The following is a 15,133-nucleotide window of genomic DNA, read 5'->3' as shown; positions in this document are numbered from 1 at the left end:
CGCAGACCCCGCACTACTGTCGGCGGACGTGACCACGACCTCGGCGAAGCCTCGTCCCGACGGCCGGGCGGCCGACCAGCTCCGTCCCGTGACGATCACCCGCCACTGGCTCGACCACGCCGAGGGCTCGGTGCTGGTCGAGTTCGGCCGCACCCGCGTGCTGTGCGCGGCCAGCGTCACCGAGGGGGTGCCGCGCTGGCGCAGGGGCTCGGGCCTGGGGTGGGTGACCGCCGAGTACGCGATGCTGCCCCGCGCCACGCACACCCGCGGCGACCGCGAGTCGGTCAAGGGCCGCATCGGCGGGCGCACCCACGAGATCAGCCGGCTCATCGGCCGCTCGCTGCGTGCCGCGATCGACCTCGGCGCGCTCGGCGAGAACAGCATCGCCATCGACTGCGACGTCCTGCAGGCCGACGGCGGTACCCGGACCGCGGCCATCACCGGCGCCTACGTCGCGCTGGCCGACGCCGTCTCGTGGCTCGGCGAGCGGAAGAAGCTGGCGAGGGCGAACGCGATCGTGCAGTCGGTCGCGGCGGTCAGCGTCGGCGTCATCGACGGGCAGCCGCGGCTGGACCTGGCCTACGAGGAGGACGTCCGCGCCGGTACCGACATGAACGTCGTCTGCACCGGCGACGGCAGCTTCGTCGAGGTCCAGGGCACCGCGGAGAACGGCGTCTTCGACCGCGGCACGCTCGACGCGCTGCTCGATCTGGCGGTCGGCGGGTGCGCCGAGCTGACCCGCGTCCAGACCGAGGCGCTGCAGCAGGCCGGCGTCCGATGAGCGACCACCTGCTGCTGGCCACCCGCAACCCCGGCAAGCTCGCCGAGCTCCAGCGGCTGCTGGAGAGCGCCGTCCCCGGGGTCGCCGTGGTCGGTCTGCGCGACGTCCCGGAGTACCCGGAGGCGCCCGAGACCGGCGCGACGTTCGCGGAGAACGCGCTGCTCAAGGCCCGCGAGGCGGTCCGGTACACCGGGCTGCCGGCGGTCGCCGACGACTCCGGCCTGACCGTGGACGCGCTCAACGGGATGCCCGGCGTCCTCTCGGCGCGCTGGTCGGGCCGGCACGGCGACGACGCCGCGAACACCGCGCTGCTGCTCGGGCAGCTGGCCGACGTCCCCGACGAGCGTCGCGGCGGGGCGTTCGTGTGCGCGGCCGCGATCGTCACACCGGATGGCGCCGAGCGGGTGCTCGAGCGGTCGTGGCGCGGCCAGGTGGTCCGGGAGCCGCGGGGCACCAACGGCTTCGGCTACGACCCCGTGTTCCTCCCCGACGGGCTGGAGCGCACCGCCGCCGAGCTCACCGCAGCGGAGAAGGACGCGCGCAGCCACCGCGGGCAGGCCTTCGCCGCGCTGGTCCCCCTGGTCGCGGAGCTGCTCGGCCGGTCCTGACCGGCGCGCTCACCCCTCGGGGGGACGAGCGCGGCTGTCGGCTGCACCCGGCCGGGCAGGCACCCGATCCCTCGCCTGTCACCCGCACGGAGCGGGTGCGACGACGACGAGGGACGATGCACCGCAACCGTTGGCCCAGCCGTACCCGCGCCCGTCGCCCACCCGCGACCGGGACGTGGCGCGGCCCGCGGTTGTCGACCCACACGGCGACCGCCGGTCTGGTCGCCGTCCTGCTGGTGCTGACCGCCTTCTCGGTGACCGCCGCCGTGACCAACGCCCGGGCCTCGGCGGACGTCGAGGAGAGCGCCGCGGTCTCCGAGTGGTCGCAGCAGGCCGAGCGCTCGCTGGAGCAGCAGGAGGAGCTGGTCGACCGGCTCGCGGTCACCCCGGACGCCGGGCTGCTCGCCGAGTACGAGGGAACCAGCGCGGCCACCCGCCGGGCCATCGAGGCGATGGGCTCCGTCGGCGCCGATGACCACGACGACCCGGTCGGGGAGTGGCTGCGGCTGCACGCCCGGTACGAGTACGCGGTCCGGATGCTCCTGGCCACCGCCGCGGGGAACCGCGGCATCGCCGAGGAGTTCGAGGACACCCACGTCGACCCGCACTTCGACGCGATCGAGGACCAGATCCAGGCGGAGGCGGAGCGGCACTGGATCGAGGCCGGCGACTCGCTGGAGTCCATGCGGGACGTCCAGCAGGTGCTGCTGGTCACCACGCCGGTCCTGTTCGGCGTCGGACTGGCCCTCGTCACCTGGTTCACGCTGGTGCTCACCCGCAGCCGGCGGGAGACCGTCGCGCAGGCCGAGCGCAACCGTCAGCAGGCGCTGCACGACGCGCTGACCGGCCTGCCCAACCGCACCTTGCTGCGCCGGCGTGCGGACGACGCGCTGACCGGACCCGACGCCGGCGCCGTGGGGCTGGTGCTCATCGACCTGGACCGGTTCAAGGAGATCAACGACACCCTCGGTCACGCCTACGGCGACGTCGTCCTGCAGGCGGTGGCCGACCGGCTGCGGGCCACGGTCCGCGGCAGCGACACGGTGGCCCGGCTCGGCGGCGACGAGTTCGCCATCCTGGTCCCCAGTGTCGGCGACGAGGAGTCCGCCCGGCAGCTGGCCGACCGGGCGCTGGTCGCGATGGAGGCGCCCATCGAGGTGGACGGCGTCTCGCTGGACGTCGACGCCAGCATCGGCATCGCGCTGTCCGGCGTGCACGGGGACGACGTCGAGTCGCTGCTGCAGAACGCCGACATCGCGATGTACTCGGCCAAGGACCGCGGTCTGGGCGCCTGCGTGTACGACGCCTCGCTCAACGACCACAGCCCCGAGCGGCTGGGCCTGCTCGGCCAGCTGCGCCGGGCGATCGACACCGGCGAGCTGGTGCTGCACTTCCAGCCGAAGGTCGCGCTGCCCGGTGCCGACGTGTGCGGTGTCGAGGCGCTGGTGCGCTGGGAGCACCCGGAGCGCGGTCTCGTCCCGCCCGGCGACTTCATCCCGCTCGCCGAGCGCACGCCGCTCATCCGGCCGCTGACCCGGTACGTGCTGGACGCCGCGCTCGAGCAGTGCGCCCGCTGGCGGGACGCCGGCCGGGCGCTGACCGTGGCGGTCAACGTCTCGGCGCGCAACCTCCTCGACGAGCACTTCGTCGAGGAGGTGCAGGAGCTGCTGGCGCGCTGGCGGGTACCGGCGTCCGGCCTGGAGCTCGAGGTCACCGAGAGCGCGATTACCGCCGACCCCGACCGGGCCCGGCGGATCCTCACCCGGCTGGCCAACTGCGGCGTCACGCTCTCCATCGACGACTTCGGCGCGGGCTACACGTCCCTGGCGCAGCTGAAGGACCTGCCGGTCCACCAGCTGAAGATCGACCGCTCGTTCGTCGCGCGGATGGCGGCCGACCCGAGCAACGCGCTCATCGTGCGGTCGGTGGTCGAGCTCGGGCACAACCTCGGCCTGACCACCGTCGCCGAGGGCGTCGAGGACGAGACGACCTGCGACAGCCTGGGTGCGATGGGCTGCGACGTGGCGCAGGGCTACTACGTGTGCCGGCCGATGGCGGCCGAGCGGCTGGAGGCCTGGTTCGACGCGACGGTCGCCGTCCGCGCCTGAACGCACGGACGCCCGCGGCCCCGGTGTGCACCGGGGCCGCGGGCGTCTCCGCGTCGGGTCAGGGCGTCGGCTCGGCCCCGGCCGCTGGGGAGGTGTCGTCCTCCGAGGACGAGTCCTGGGAGGAGTCCTGCTCGGACGAGTCGGCCGACGAGCCCGTCGGCTCGCTGCTGGTGGTCGGCTCCGCCTCCGAGGTCCGCGTCGGCGTGGCCGACCCGGTCCCGTCGCTGTCGGACGTCTCGTCCTCGTCCGACGACGCCGACTCCTCCTCGGGGCCGGTGGTCGGCGCGCTCGTCCCGGTCGCCGGCGCGGTGGTGGAGGACGGCGACGACGGCTCCTCCTCCTGCTGCACGTCGGAGGACGACGACGCGTTGGTGATCGCGCCGATCGTGGTCTCCTGCGACGTCTGCGTGCCGCCGACGAGCGCGGACACCGGCTTCTGCCCGATCAGCTCGATGCCGGTGATGACGCCCATGGCCATGGCGAAGACGGCGGCGGCGTAGACGGCCACCCTCGTCCAGCGGGGCCGGGGACGCCGAGCCGGGGCGCGGCGCGGGTCGAGGTGCGCGGGCAGCACCTGGGTCGCGGGAGTCGCCGGTGCGGACGCCGCGACCTTGGTCTCGGCGACCGGCGACTGGCGCCCGGTGAGCTGGCCGCGGGCGCGCCGCAGCTTCTCGTTCGTCTTCTGCAGGGAGTTGCTGTAGAGGGCGGCGCTGACGGTGCTGATCACGCTGGCCAGCGCGGCGCCGATCAGGGTACCGGCGAGACCGAAGAAGGAGGCCACCACGGCCGAGGAGACCGAGGCCAGGGCGCCGGCGGCGACCTGGGTGGCGCTCAGCTGGAGGCCCTTCGGCTGGTCCTTGTCTGTGTCCTTGTCCTCGATCTTCTCGGTTCGGTCGGTCGTCTCGGGGCGCGGGGAGGTCATGAGCTCCGACGGGGTCGATGGAGGGTGCAGGGGAGGGGCGGCCGGGCCGGGCAGCGGTGCGCGACGGGCCTGCCTGACCAGGCTACGGGTTCCTGTCGCTGCGCGTTCAGGGTCGCTCACGCTCAGCAAGCCGCTGAGCTGCGGTGATGCAATCCTGTGATCCTGCTCTCGGAACGACGCGTCCTCACCCCTCGTGCAGGCGCTGGAACGGTGGTGTCGTCGTCCGGACACGTCCCGACCGGCCGGTCGTCCCGAGCGGGTCGCCACGTCCGCGGGCAGGGTGGTGTCGTGCTCATCTCGGTGGACGACGGCCGTGCGCTGTACTTCGACGACGGGACACCGGTCACCGCGGCCTCCGCCATCGCGCCGCTCGGTGACGGCTGGCTGATCGCCCAGGACGACTCGACCTCCGCCGCGTGGTGGTGTGCCGGTTCCGTCGCCCCGGTGCGCCTCCTGCCGCCCGTGGAGGGGCACGACCGGTTCAGCGAGACGGCCGGGACCAAGCGCCTCAAGCCCGACCTCGAGGTGGCCTGCCCCGCGGAGGTGGATGGCGAGCCGGCGGTGCTGCTGCTGGGCTCCGGGTCCACGGACCGGCGCACGCGTGGCGTGCTGGCGCGCCTGGACGACGGGCAGCCGGTCGCGCGGGCGGGAGAACTCGCGCCGCTCCACGCCGCCGTCGTGGAGTGCCTCGGGCTCACGGCGGACCAGCTCAACCTCGAGGGCGCCGCACGACGTGGTGACACGGTGCGGTGGTTCAACCGCGGCAACCTGGCTGCGGGGGTGCTTCCGGGCAGCGTCGACGTCCCGCTGGCAGGTCTGGTCGACGCCGTCCTCGGCCGGCTGGACGCCGCGTCGGTCCCGGTCGGACGGCCGCGGGTCTACGAGCTCGGGGAGGTGGCCGGCGTCGGACTCGCGGTCACCGACGCGATCGCCCTGCCCGACGGTCGGCTGGTGCTCAGCGCCGCCGCGGAGGACACGCCCAACGCCGTCGACGACGGGCCCGTGGTGGCCTCGGCGCTGGTGCTGGTCGACGGGGACACCGTGCTGGACGTCAGCAGGATCCCGGAGGTGGACGGGCGCGTGGCCAAGGTCGAGGGGCTGGCCCTGCGCGCCGTCCGCGACGGTGCGGCGCACCTGCTGGCCGTGGTGGACGACGACGACCCCACCCGTGCGTCCGCGGCACTCGAACTCCGGGTCGCGCTCGGCTGAGGAGCTGCGACCGGTGCGGGAGGGGGGAGTCGAACCCCCACGCCCGAAGGCACCAGATCCTAAGTCTGGCGTGGCTGCCGTTACACCACTCCCGCGTGACTCCCGAGCATAGGGAGCGGGGCCAGCGCGTTCGCGGAGCCGCCCGTGCGGGTGGCCTCCGGCCGACGGGCGCGCCCCGAGCGGCGCCGTCTGGCAGGCTGTCGGCCGTGCCTCGCGACCCTCGACAGATCCAGCTGGAGATCGACGCCGCCCGTGAGTCGCTCGCGGCCACCCTGGACCACCTGGTCTACCGGAGCAGCCCCCAGCGACTGAAGTCGCAGGGGCAGGCCGTCGTCCAGCAGTTCCTGCAGACGCCGGTGGGCATGGCGGCGGTCGGCGCGGTCGGCCTGCTCATGACCCTCGTCGTGGTCCAGAAGGTCCGGCACCGCAACGACTGACGTGGCGCACCCCCGCCCCGACCCCGTCGGTCCCGGACAGGAGTCGGTCTGGGACTACCCGCGCCCGCCCTCCGCCGAGGTGACGGAGCGGCGGGTCGTCGTCGAGCTCGGCGAGAGGGTCGTCGCCAGCACCGACCGGGCGGTCCGCGTCTGCGAGACCAGCCACCCGCCCGTCTACTACGTCCCCCGCGAGGACGTCGCCGAGGGCGTCCTGCAGCGCGCTGCCGGCAGCTCGTGGTGCGAGTGGAAGGGCGCGGCCACCTACTGGGACGCCGTCGTCGACGGACGGCGGTACCCGGGCGTGGCCTGGTCCTACGAGGACCCCGTCACGCGCTACGCCGCCCTGCGTGGCGCGGTCGCCTTCTACCCGAGCCGGGTCGACCGCGCGGTGGTCGACGGGGAGACCGTGCGGGCGCAGGCCGGCGACTTCTACGGCGGCTGGATCACCGACGAGGTCGTCGGCCCGTTCAAGGGGGAGCCGGGGACGCTCGGCTGGTGAGTCAGCCGGCCGGCCGGGCGTTGCGGAGCAGCGGCAGGACGACGGTCTCGAACACCTCGTCGACGTAGGGAGGGTCCAGCGGCTCGCCGGTCAGCAGCCAGCGCTGGACGATCAGCGCGCTGATGGCCTCGGCCGTCACCGTCCCCTTCATGCCGGGTCGGACCTCACCGCGCGCCTCGGCCCGAGCCCACATCGCGGCGAACGCGTTGCGCCACACGGCCAGCGGGCCCTTCCGGAAGGCCTCGACCAGGGTCGGCTGGTACTGCATCGCCGGGAGCAGCGAGCGGATCGCCGCACCCGCCGGGCTCTGCACGGTGGTGATGACCAGGTCCATGAGCGCTCGGGCGTCGGTCTCCACCGAGCCGGTGTCCGGCGGGACCGCGATCGCCTGGTTGATGTCCGAGAGCGTGTCCACCACCAGGTCGTGCTTGGTGCGCCAGCGCCGGTAGATGGTCGCCTTGCCGACGCCGGCCTCCGCGGCCACGGCGTCCATCGTCAGCGCGCCGTACCCGACCTCCGCCAGGAGACGCAGGATGGCCGCCCGGATGACGCCGTCGCGGCTCGGGTCCCGGGGGCGCCCACCCCGCGAGGAGCGCACCGGCCCGGCCTCGTGCAGAACCACCATGAGTTGACCTTAGACATTCAAGTGAGCGACGACGACGGGTCTGAGGCTGCATGTCGTCGCATTTAGTGCCCTTGCACTAGGATGCCCGACCGCGCGCCTCTCGGGTCCGGTTGCCCGCCTCGGTCATCCTCGGGCGGTGGCGAGAACGGACGGACGGCTCCGGCGCCGGGAGTACTGGCACCTCCCCGGGCGGGCCACCCGGGTCCTGCTGGCGACCTCCGACGCGCACCTGCTCTCCGAGGTGGCCCGCGCGGCGCGGGTGCTGGGGCTGGCGGTGTCGGCGTCCCCGGACCTGCTGGACCTCGACGACGAGGACGGTGGCCGCGGCGTCGACCGGCTGTTCCGCCGGCTGGCTCGTGAGCTGACGACGGCGGAGGCCGAGGACCTGCGCGTGGCCACCGACCCGCCGGACGGCGGAGCGGCCCTGGCCGCGCGGCTGCTCACCGCCCCCACGCTCGCCGTCGAGCTGGCCCGCCGCGGGATCACCGCGGAGATCGGCCTGCTGGCCGAGGCCGAGCTGTGGTCGGTGTACCAGCCGATCGTCCGGCTGGCCGACCGCGCCGTGGTCGCGCAGGAGGCGCTGCTGCGCGGGACGGTCGACGGCCAGGAGGTCGGTGGCGAGGACCTCTTCTTCGTCGCCGAGTCCGCCGGCTGGCTGCCCCGGCTGGACCGGATCGGCCGCGAGTCGGCGATCACCGGGGCGGTGCCCTGGCTCGGGGACGCCGACCTGTTCGTCAACTCGGACCCGGCGTCGGTGCACCGGCCGCAGGTGGACCTGGCCGGCACCGTGCAGGCGCTGGAGGACGCCGGCATAGACCCGTCCCGGCTGGTCGTCGAGGTCGGCGAGGTCTCCGCCGTCCGGGACCGCGGGCACCTGCTGTCGGTGCTCGAGCACCACCGTTCCCGGGGCTGGCGGGTCGCGCTGGACGACGTCGCGGCGGGCTGGTCGAGCCGCTCGCTGATGGCCACCGTCCGGCCGGACGTCGTCAAGCTGGGCCGGCCGCTGGTGCAGGCGCTGCCCGACGACGGCGCCCGCACCATGGTCCGCTCGATCGTCGAGCTCGCGCACGCACTGGGCGCCCAGGTCGTGGCCGAGGGTGTGGAGACCGAGCGGATCGCCGACGAGGTGACCCGGCTGGGCGCCGACCTGGGTCAGGGCTGGCTGTTCGGCCGTCCCGTCCCCCCGCCGGTCGCGCGGGTCAGTGCAGGCCCCAGCCGGTGAGCGCCGGCCGGGCGTGCTCGTGCCCGAGCACGCCGTAGGAGCCCGCCGGTAGCGCGAACAGGGCCCCGGCCGCGGGCTCGAGCCGGAGCCACCGGGCGGTGAGGATGCGCAGCACGTGCCCGTGCGCCACCAGCAGCACGTCGCCGTCGCCGAGCAGCGCGCGGGCGCGGTCGAGCACCCGGTCCACTCGCACGCCGACGTCCTTGAGCGTCTCTCCGGGCGTCGCCCCGGGGATGGTGCCGTCGATCCACACCGACCAGGTGCGGCCCATCTCCTCGCTGATCTCCGCCGTCGTCCGGCCCTCGTAGCCGCCGTAGTCGATCTCCACGAGGTCCTCGTCGATCGCGGTGGGGGTGAGGCCGGCCAGCTCGGCGGTCCGGCGGGCCCGCAGGCGTGGGCTCACCCAGACCGCAGCGAACCGGCGGTCCCCGAACTCCCCGCGGAGCCGGCGGGCCTGCTCCTCGCCCTCGGGCAGCAGCGGCAGGTCGGTGACGCTGGTGTGCTGGCCGCTGAGGCTCCACTCGGTCTGCCCGTGCCGCAGCACCACGATCTCGCCCATGGGTTCTCCTGACGGTGTCGGCGGTCACATCCTGGAAGAGCAACGCCCGGTGCGGCTGCTGCTGCGGACAGAGATCCCCGTGGCACCCGGCCACGGATCGACCCCTTGGAGGCAGCATGACCGCGGTCGCGCCCACCGACACCTTCTCGATCGGCGGGGACCTGCCCGTCCACCGTCTCGGCTACGGCGCCATGCAGCTGCCCGGCCCCGGGGTGTGGGGAGAGCCGGCCGATCCGGAGAACGCCCGCCGGGTGGTGCGCGCCGCCGTCGAGCAGGGCGTGGACTTCATCGACACCGCCGACTCCTACGGCCCGGAGGTCAGCGAGCGGCTCATCGCCGAGGCGCTGCGCCCGTACCCGGAGGGCCTGGTCATCGCGACCAAGGCCGGCCTGACCCGGCAGGGCCCGGGCATCTGGACGCCGGTCGGCCGCCCCGCCTACCTCAAGCAGCAGGTGGAGCTGTCGCTGCGCAGGCTGGAGCTGGAGCGCATCGACCTCATCCAGCTGCACCGCATCGACGCCGAGGTGCCGCTGGCCGACCAGCTCGGCGCCTTCAGAGAGCTGCAGGACGAGGGCAAGGTCCGCCACATCGGTGTCTCCGAGGTCTCCGTGGCCGAGCTGGAGCAGGCCCGCGGGATCGTCGACATCGTCAGCGTGCAGAACCTCTACAACCTGACCAACCGGCAGTCGCAGGACGTCCTCGACTACTCGACCGAGCACGGGATCGCCTTCATCCCGTGGTTCCCGATCGCGACCGGGGACCTGGCCGCGCCGGACAGCCCCGTCGCCGACATCGCCCGGGAGCTGGACGCCACGCCGTCCCAGGTGGCGCTGGCCTGGCTGCTGCACACGTCGCCGGTCGTCCTGCCGATCCCCGGCACCAAGTCCGTCGAGCACCTGACGGAGAACCTGGGTGCGGCCCAGCTGCGCCTCTCCGACGAGGACATGGCCCGCCTGGACGCGCTCGCGTCGTAGAGGAAGGACCCCCTTGCCCCCCGCCACTCGCGAGCTCGCGGCGGGACCCTGCAAGGGGGCCGGTTCAGCGCCAGCGGCGCAGCGTCCCCGGGCGGACCTGCCGCCGCAGCGGCCGGTCCTCGGCGCGCCGCGCGGGTCGTCCCTGGTACGGCAGACCCACGCGCCGCGCCGGGGACGGCGTACGCGGCGTGGGCAGGGGGGCGGCGGGACGCGGGTCGACCTCGTCCACGGGGCCGTCGAGCTCGAGCCGGTCGCCGAGCCCCGCGGAGCGGACCAGGAGGCGGGTGGCCGCGGGTGCGCCCACGACACGGCAGGAGCGGCCGGCGGGCACGAGCGTGTCGGAGAAGACGGCCAGCACCCGCAGGCCGGAGCAGTCGCGGAAGCAGGCGCCGGCGACGTCCACGACGACCGCCCCGCGCCCGACGACGGCGGCCTCCTGCAGGGCCTGCGTGAGCCGCCGGGCGGCCGGGACGTCCACGTCGCCGGTCAGCCGGACGACGACCTGGTCCGGAGCGGGGACCACGGCGATCTGCAGGTGCGGCACAGGGACTCCGACCAGGGGTACTGCACCGCCGACGGTTTCGGGCGGTCCCTTCCGACGGTAGTGCCGCCCACGGACACCTACAACCCAACGTGCCTGGGTGACTGCGCAGCGCTCAGTCCCCGGCAGCCCCGCTGCAGCAGCCGGCCGGAACGCGCGGCACCATGGCGGCGTGGACGCCGAGGACTTCCGCCAGGTCAGGGACGCCGTCCGGAAGCTCGTGCGGGAGGTCGTGATCCCGCTCGAGGAACGCATCGAGGACGAGGACCGCATCCCCGACGAGCTGCGCGCGCAGGCCGCCGAGATGGGGCTGTTCGGCTACGCGCTACCCGAGGAGCACGGCGGCCTGGGCGTCACCATGGCCGAGGACGTCGAGCTGGCCTTCGAGTTCGGCTACACCACCCCGGCGTTCCGCTCGCTGTTCGGCACGAACAACGGCATCGCCGGCCAGGTGATCGCGAAGTTCGGCAGCGACGAGCAGAAGAAGACGTACCTGCCGCGGCTGGCCTCGGGCGAACTGATCGGCTCGTTCGCGCTGACCGAGGCCGAGGCCGGCTCGGACCCCGCGGGGCTGCGCACCACCGCCCGCCGGGACGGCGACGGCTGGGTGCTCAACGGGGCCAAGCGCTACATCACCAACGCGCCGATCGCCGACCTGTTCGTCGTCTTCGCCCGCAGCGACCCGGCGGAGAGGGGCGGGCGGGGCATCTCCAGCTTCGTCGTCGACGCCAGGACGCCCGGGGTCACCGTCGGCCCCAAGGACCGCAAGATGGGCCAGGCCGGCGCCTGGACCGCGGAGGTCTTCCTCGACGACGCCCGCGTGCCCGCCGACGCGCTGATCGGCGAGGAGGGCCGCGGCTACGCCAAGGCGCTCACGGTGCTCTCCCGCGGCCGGCTGCACATCGCCGCGCTCTGCGTCGGGATGGCGCAGCGGGTGCTCGACGAGTCGGTGGCCTACGCCGCGACCGCGAAGCAGGGCGGCGCTCCCGTCGGTCGGTTCCAGCTGGTGCAGGCGCTCATCGCCGACACGCACGCCGAGCTGCTGGCCGGCCGGGCGATGGTCCGCGACGTCGCCGCCCGCTACGACACCGGCGAGGACACCTCGATCGGCCCGTCGTCGGCGAAGCTCTTCTGCACCGAGATGGTGGGCCGGGCCGTCGACCGCGCGGTGCAGGTGCACGGCGGCCTGGGCTACCTGCGGACGACGCCGGTCGAGCGCTTCTACCGCGACGCCCGGCTCTACCGGCTCTACGAGGGCACCAGCGAGGTGCAACGGGTGATCATCGGCGGTGGGCTGCTGCGCGACGCCGGCATGCCGCGCGGCTGAGGGAGGACCCTCCTACCGGCCGACCCCGGTGCCGAGCCGGCCGTCGACCGCCTCGGCGTGCGGCACGGCAGGGGTGGCGGGCGGTCACGACCGCAGCGAGCCGGTCCACAGCGTCCAGCGGTCGGTCTCCACGACCGGCTCGTAGGCGGGCAGCTGGTCGGCGCGGGCGGCGACGAGCCGGTCGCTCTCGTCTCGTCCGGCCCGGTGGGGTCCAACACCGACCGCACCGCCTCCCGCCACGAGACGTCGGCTTCCCGGCCGGCGTGGGCGTCGCGGTTGGCGGGGGCGGAGGAGTCGATCGGCACGCTGCTCAGGTCGCGCGCGGGCCGGGGGTGTTGGCCGGGTCGTCGGCCGGGTCGCGCTCGGGGCCGCCGGCGGGGCTCAGCAGCGGGCCCGGCGCGCCCTCGCCGCGGCCGAGCGCGGCGACGAACTGCCGCAGCACCTCGTCCCCGGGGTGCTGCGGCGACCACTCCAGCAGCCGGCGGGCGCGGGAGCTGTCCAGTGCCGGTGCCTGCAGGCCGAGGTCGAGCCAGCCGGGCTCGGTGGGCACGACGTGGGCGTGGAAGGCGGCCGACAGCGTGGTCCGCAGCACGATGGCGGGCACCGGCACGCGGACCGTGCCGAGGGCGCGGGCGAGGGAGTCGGCGTCGAAGGTCGGCTCGGCGGCGAGGTTGAACGGCCCCGGGGCGCGGCGGTCGAGCATCGCGACGAGCGCGTCCGCGACGTCGTCGGCGTGCACGACCTGCACCCGCAGCGACGGCAGGGGGAGCGGCAGCAGCCTGGCCACCGATTCGGGCAGGAGGCGGGCGGCGGCGAACAGCAGCGGCCCGAGGAAGTAGCGGCCGATCTCGCTGCTGGCCTCCGGCTGCAGCACCAGCGTCGGGCGCACCACGGTCAGCGTCGTCCCCTCGCGGGAGCCGAGCTGCTCGCGGACGACCAGCTCGGCCTGGGACTTGTCCCGGCTGTACTGGGAGCTGGGGATGCCGGTGACCGGCCAGTCCTCGGCGACCTTCCGGTCGCCGCCGCCGGGGGCGTAGGCGCCCAGCGAGGACAGGTGCACGAAGTGCTGCACGCCCGCGCCGGCCGCGGCGCGGGCCAGCCGTCGGGTGCCGTCGACGTTGACCCGGTGCAGCCGCTCGGGCTGCCGGCCCGGCTGCAGCGCCCAGGCGAGGTGGACGACGGCGTCGGCGCCGTCCAGGAAGCGGGTGATCTCGTGCTCGCTGCGGGTCTCGCCGAGGTCGGCCAGGTGCCACCGGACGCCGTCGTAGGGCGCGATCGACGGCGGCTGCCGCCGGGCCAGCCCCCGCACCTCGGCCACGCCGCTGCCGGGTGCGGTGAGCCGGCGCAGCAGCGCCGTCCCCACGTTGCCGCTGGCGCCGGTGACGGCGACCCTCAGGCCCTGCAGACGGTTGCTGGTCGGTTCAGCCATGTCCCGCCGCTACCCCCGCCGCGGCCGGTGTACCCGGGTCCGGCGCCGTGGAGTGCCGCGCGCGCAGCCCCGAGGACACCAGCCCGACCGCCAGCAGCGCCCCCGCGGCGGCGAGGAAGCCGGCACCGGTGCCCGCCGCCTCCGCCAGCCGGGGCACCAGCAGGCTGCCGCCGAGCGCGCCGACCTGCAGGGCCAGTGACGACGCCGACAGGGCCGTGGCCCGCTGCCCGGCGCCCACCCGTCCGTGCAGCACCTGCTTCCACAGCGGCCAGGCGGCGGCGTTGGCGACGTAGAAGACGGCGAACAGGCCGCCCAGCGCCAGGGGCCCGGCGGCCGCCACCGTGGCGACGGCGAGCGAGCCGAGCACCGCCAGCCCGGTGGTGGCGCCCGCCACCGAGCCCCGGGCCAGCCGACGGACGGCCGGCGCCAGCAGGGCGCCGAGTCCGGCTGCCGCATACGAGACGGCCATGACGACGCCGAAGAGCGCCGCGCCCTCGGTGCGGCTGCCGGTGAGCTCGGCGACGTGCAGCGGGCCGAGCAGCTCGAGCGTGGTCAGCACGGCCCCGACCAGGAGCGAGACGGCGAGCACCCGTCGCAGCAGGCGGTCGTGCGACACCAGCCGCGCGGTGTCGCGGACGACGGCGGGCACGGCGCGGACGCCGGCGCGCAGCGCGGTGACACCCGAGCCGCGGGGCGTGCCCACGGGGACGACGAGGACGGCGACGGCCGCGACCGACACCACTGACAGCGCCGCGGCCAGCAGCACCGGCAGGACCAGCACCGCGTCGCCGGTGCCGTCGGCGAGCAGGGGCAGCAGCCCGCCGAGCACGGCGCCCAGGCACAGGCCCGCCCCGTCCGCGGCACCCGCCCGCGACAGGCCCGGGGTGACGTCCGCATCGGCGTCGGCAGCGTGGACGGCGTCGACGTACCAGGCCTCCAGCGGCCCGGAGTCCAGCGCCCGCCCGACGCCCTTGAGCGCCCAGGCGAGGGCGAACAGCGCGGTGCTGTCGGCGACGGCCAGGAGCAGCAGCCCCGCAGTGGTCAGCAGCCCGGCGAGCACCAGCACCGGCCGGTGGCCGAGGGCGTCGGCCAGCCCGCCCGTGGGCAGCTCGAGGACCAGGACGACGACCGAGTAGACCGCGACGACGACCCCGATGTCGGCGGGGGACAGGCCCCGGGCCGAGGCCAGCAGCACGGTCACCGGCGCGCTGAGCCCGACCGGCAGCCAGCGCAGCGCGGTCAGCCCGACGTAGCGGCGGGTGGCGGACCGGACGCCGGTCACGACGGGTACTCCGCGAGCCGGAAGACGTCGACCAGCACGTGCACCGGCGGCTGGTCCGGCTGCTCCTCCTCGGCCCGCCACCGCTCCAGCACCGCGTTGAGCTCGTCGGTCAGGGCCCGGGCGCGGGCGGGGGACAGGCGCAGCACCCAGTCGTTGAGCGACGTCGTCTCCCGCCACTCCCGGTCGAGGTCGTCCCGCTGCTCGGCGTGCGCGGCCAGCAGCCGGCGCTGCTGCCCCACGGACAGGTGGGTGACCTCCTCGACGACCTCCCGGCCGCCGGGCTGGTCGACCAGTTCGTCGGTGCGCCACCGGGTGCTGCGGTGCCGGGCGCGCCACCAGCGCTCGCGGGCCGTGCCCTGCCCGGGCACCTCCTCGACGAAGCCGAGGTCGGCCAGCTGCCGCAGGTGGTAGCTGGTGGTCCCGCTGCTCTCGCCCAGCCGCTGGCCCAGCTTCGAGGCCGTGGACGGCCCGTCGGCGCGCAGCAGCCCGAGCAGGGAGTTGCGCAGCGGGTGGGCGAGCGCACGGAGCACCCGCGGGTCGTGGACGTCGACGGAGTCGGAGGTCACCCGCCCGAGCCTAGGGGTGCAGAGACTCCTCTGCAAAGACTTCT

General features: G+C 75.0%; 17 protein-coding genes and 1 tRNA gene. 9 read left to right on the top strand and 9 right to left on the bottom strand.

All coding sequences use genetic code 11. The features are described from left to right. The first annotated feature begins 28 nt into the window (after positions 1–28). From rph to ACWIX7_RS06625, 3 genes are all read left to right on the top strand, one after another. A complete protein-coding gene (gene rph / locus ACWIX7_RS06635; protein WP_448620762.1) occupies positions 29–781 on the top strand; it encodes a ribonuclease PH in 753 nt (250 codons plus the stop codon). Next, positions 778–1,389 (top strand): RdgB/HAM1 family non-canonical purine NTP pyrophosphatase, encoded by a 612-nt coding sequence (gene rdgB / locus ACWIX7_RS06630; RefSeq protein WP_448620761.1) that lies wholly within the window; start codon positions 778–780, stop codon positions 1,387–1,389. Before rph ends, rdgB begins: the two co-directional genes overlap by 4 nt. A 116-nt stretch (positions 1,390–1,505) precedes the next feature. Then, positions 1,506–3,497, top strand: coding sequence for a putative bifunctional diguanylate cyclase/phosphodiesterase (locus ACWIX7_RS06625; RefSeq protein WP_448620760.1), 1,992 nt, complete (start codon positions 1,506–1,508; stop codon positions 3,495–3,497). Positions 3,498–3,555: 58 nt separating this feature from the next. Here ACWIX7_RS06625 and ACWIX7_RS06620 read toward each other — a convergent pair whose 3' ends face one another. Beyond that, positions 3,556–4,419, bottom strand: coding sequence for a hypothetical protein (locus ACWIX7_RS06620; protein WP_448620759.1), 864 nt, complete (start codon positions 4,417–4,419; stop codon positions 3,556–3,558). 288 nt (positions 4,420–4,707) lie between these two features. Here ACWIX7_RS06620 and ACWIX7_RS06615 point away from each other — a divergent pair, with 288 nt between their 5' ends. After that, positions 4,708–5,628: a DUF6910 family protein gene (locus tag ACWIX7_RS06615; RefSeq protein WP_448620758.1), complete on the top strand. Its 921-nt coding sequence runs from the start codon at positions 4,708–4,710 to the stop codon at positions 5,626–5,628. A 14-nt stretch (positions 5,629–5,642) separates the two neighbouring features. On the opposite strand, the gene ACWIX7_RS06610 is transcribed toward ACWIX7_RS06615, so the two are convergent. After that, positions 5,643–5,723: transfer RNA gene (locus tag ACWIX7_RS06610), tRNA-Leu, on the bottom strand. Positions 5,724–5,834: 111 nt separating this feature from the next. Here ACWIX7_RS06610 and ACWIX7_RS06605 point away from each other — a divergent pair. Then, positions 5,835–6,065 (top strand): DUF3618 domain-containing protein, encoded by a 231-nt coding sequence (locus tag ACWIX7_RS06605; protein ID WP_448620757.1) that lies wholly within the window; start codon positions 5,835–5,837, stop codon positions 6,063–6,065. A gap of 1 nt (position 6,066) precedes the next feature. Further along, positions 6,067–6,564, top strand: coding sequence for a DUF427 domain-containing protein (locus ACWIX7_RS06600; RefSeq protein WP_448620756.1), 498 nt, complete (start codon positions 6,067–6,069; stop codon positions 6,562–6,564). Between the two features lies 1 nt (position 6,565). On the opposite strand, the gene ACWIX7_RS06595 is transcribed toward ACWIX7_RS06600, so the two are convergent. Next, the gene (locus ACWIX7_RS06595) at positions 6,566–7,189 is read right to left on the bottom strand and encodes a TetR/AcrR family transcriptional regulator (protein WP_448620755.1); all 624 of its coding nucleotides are present in this window, start codon (positions 7,187–7,189) and stop codon (positions 6,566–6,568) included. Positions 7,190–7,325: 136 nt separating this feature from the next. On the opposite strand from ACWIX7_RS06595, the gene ACWIX7_RS06590 reads away from it, so the two are divergent. Continuing rightward, on the top strand, positions 7,326–8,411 hold the full coding sequence (locus ACWIX7_RS06590; protein ID WP_448620754.1) for an EAL domain-containing protein: 1,086 nt from the start codon (positions 7,326–7,328) through the stop codon (positions 8,409–8,411). Here the strand turns inward: ACWIX7_RS06590 and ACWIX7_RS06585 are convergent. Further along, complete coding sequence (locus ACWIX7_RS06585) at positions 8,389–8,970, bottom strand: histidine phosphatase family protein (RefSeq protein WP_448620753.1); 582 nt, start codon at positions 8,968–8,970, stop codon at positions 8,389–8,391. The genes ACWIX7_RS06590 and ACWIX7_RS06585 overlap by 23 nt on opposite strands. Before the next feature lie 116 nt (positions 8,971–9,086). On the opposite strand from ACWIX7_RS06585, the gene ACWIX7_RS06580 reads away from it, so the two are divergent. Continuing rightward, positions 9,087–9,944: an aldo/keto reductase gene (locus ACWIX7_RS06580; protein WP_448620752.1), complete on the top strand. Its 858-nt coding sequence runs from the start codon at positions 9,087–9,089 to the stop codon at positions 9,942–9,944. Positions 9,945–10,008: 64 nt separating this feature from the next. Here ACWIX7_RS06580 and ACWIX7_RS06575 read toward each other — a convergent pair whose 3' ends face one another. Then, the gene (locus tag ACWIX7_RS06575) at positions 10,009–10,488 is read right to left on the bottom strand and encodes an STAS domain-containing protein (protein ID WP_448620751.1); all 480 of its coding nucleotides are present in this window, start codon (positions 10,486–10,488) and stop codon (positions 10,009–10,011) included. A 169-nt stretch (positions 10,489–10,657) separates the two neighbouring features. Here ACWIX7_RS06575 and ACWIX7_RS06570 point away from each other — a divergent pair, with 169 nt between their 5' ends. After that, complete coding sequence (locus ACWIX7_RS06570) at positions 10,658–11,812, top strand: acyl-CoA dehydrogenase family protein (protein ID WP_448620750.1); 1,155 nt, start codon at positions 10,658–10,660, stop codon at positions 11,810–11,812. Positions 11,813–11,896: 84 nt separating this feature from the next. On the opposite strand, the gene ACWIX7_RS06565 is transcribed toward ACWIX7_RS06570, so the two are convergent. The 4 genes from ACWIX7_RS06565 to ACWIX7_RS06550 all read right to left on the bottom strand — a co-directional run bounded on the left by ACWIX7_RS06565 (position 11,897) and on the right by ACWIX7_RS06550 (position 15,089). Further along, positions 11,897–12,052 (bottom strand): hypothetical protein, encoded by a 156-nt coding sequence (locus ACWIX7_RS06565; protein WP_448620749.1) that lies wholly within the window; start codon positions 12,050–12,052, stop codon positions 11,897–11,899. A gap of 70 nt (positions 12,053–12,122) precedes the next feature. Further along, a complete protein-coding gene (locus tag ACWIX7_RS06560) occupies positions 12,123–13,241 on the bottom strand; it encodes an NAD-dependent epimerase/dehydratase family protein (RefSeq protein ID WP_448620748.1) in 1,119 nt (372 codons plus the stop codon). After that, positions 13,234–14,523, bottom strand: a complete 1,290-nt coding sequence (locus ACWIX7_RS06555; RefSeq protein ID WP_448620747.1) for an MFS transporter — start codon at positions 14,521–14,523, stop codon at positions 13,234–13,236. Before ACWIX7_RS06555 ends, ACWIX7_RS06560 begins: the two co-directional genes overlap by 8 nt. Then, complete coding sequence (locus tag ACWIX7_RS06550) at positions 14,520–15,089, bottom strand: helix-turn-helix domain-containing protein (protein ID WP_448620746.1); 570 nt, start codon at positions 15,087–15,089, stop codon at positions 14,520–14,522. Before ACWIX7_RS06550 ends, ACWIX7_RS06555 begins: the two co-directional genes overlap by 4 nt. Between the last annotated feature and the right edge of the window lie 44 nt (positions 15,090–15,133).

This window comes from Geodermatophilus sp. URMC 65 (assembly GCF_053502545.1).
The sequence above is the reverse complement of the archived record's forward strand: the minus strand, read 5'-3'. Positions and strand labels throughout refer to the sequence as shown.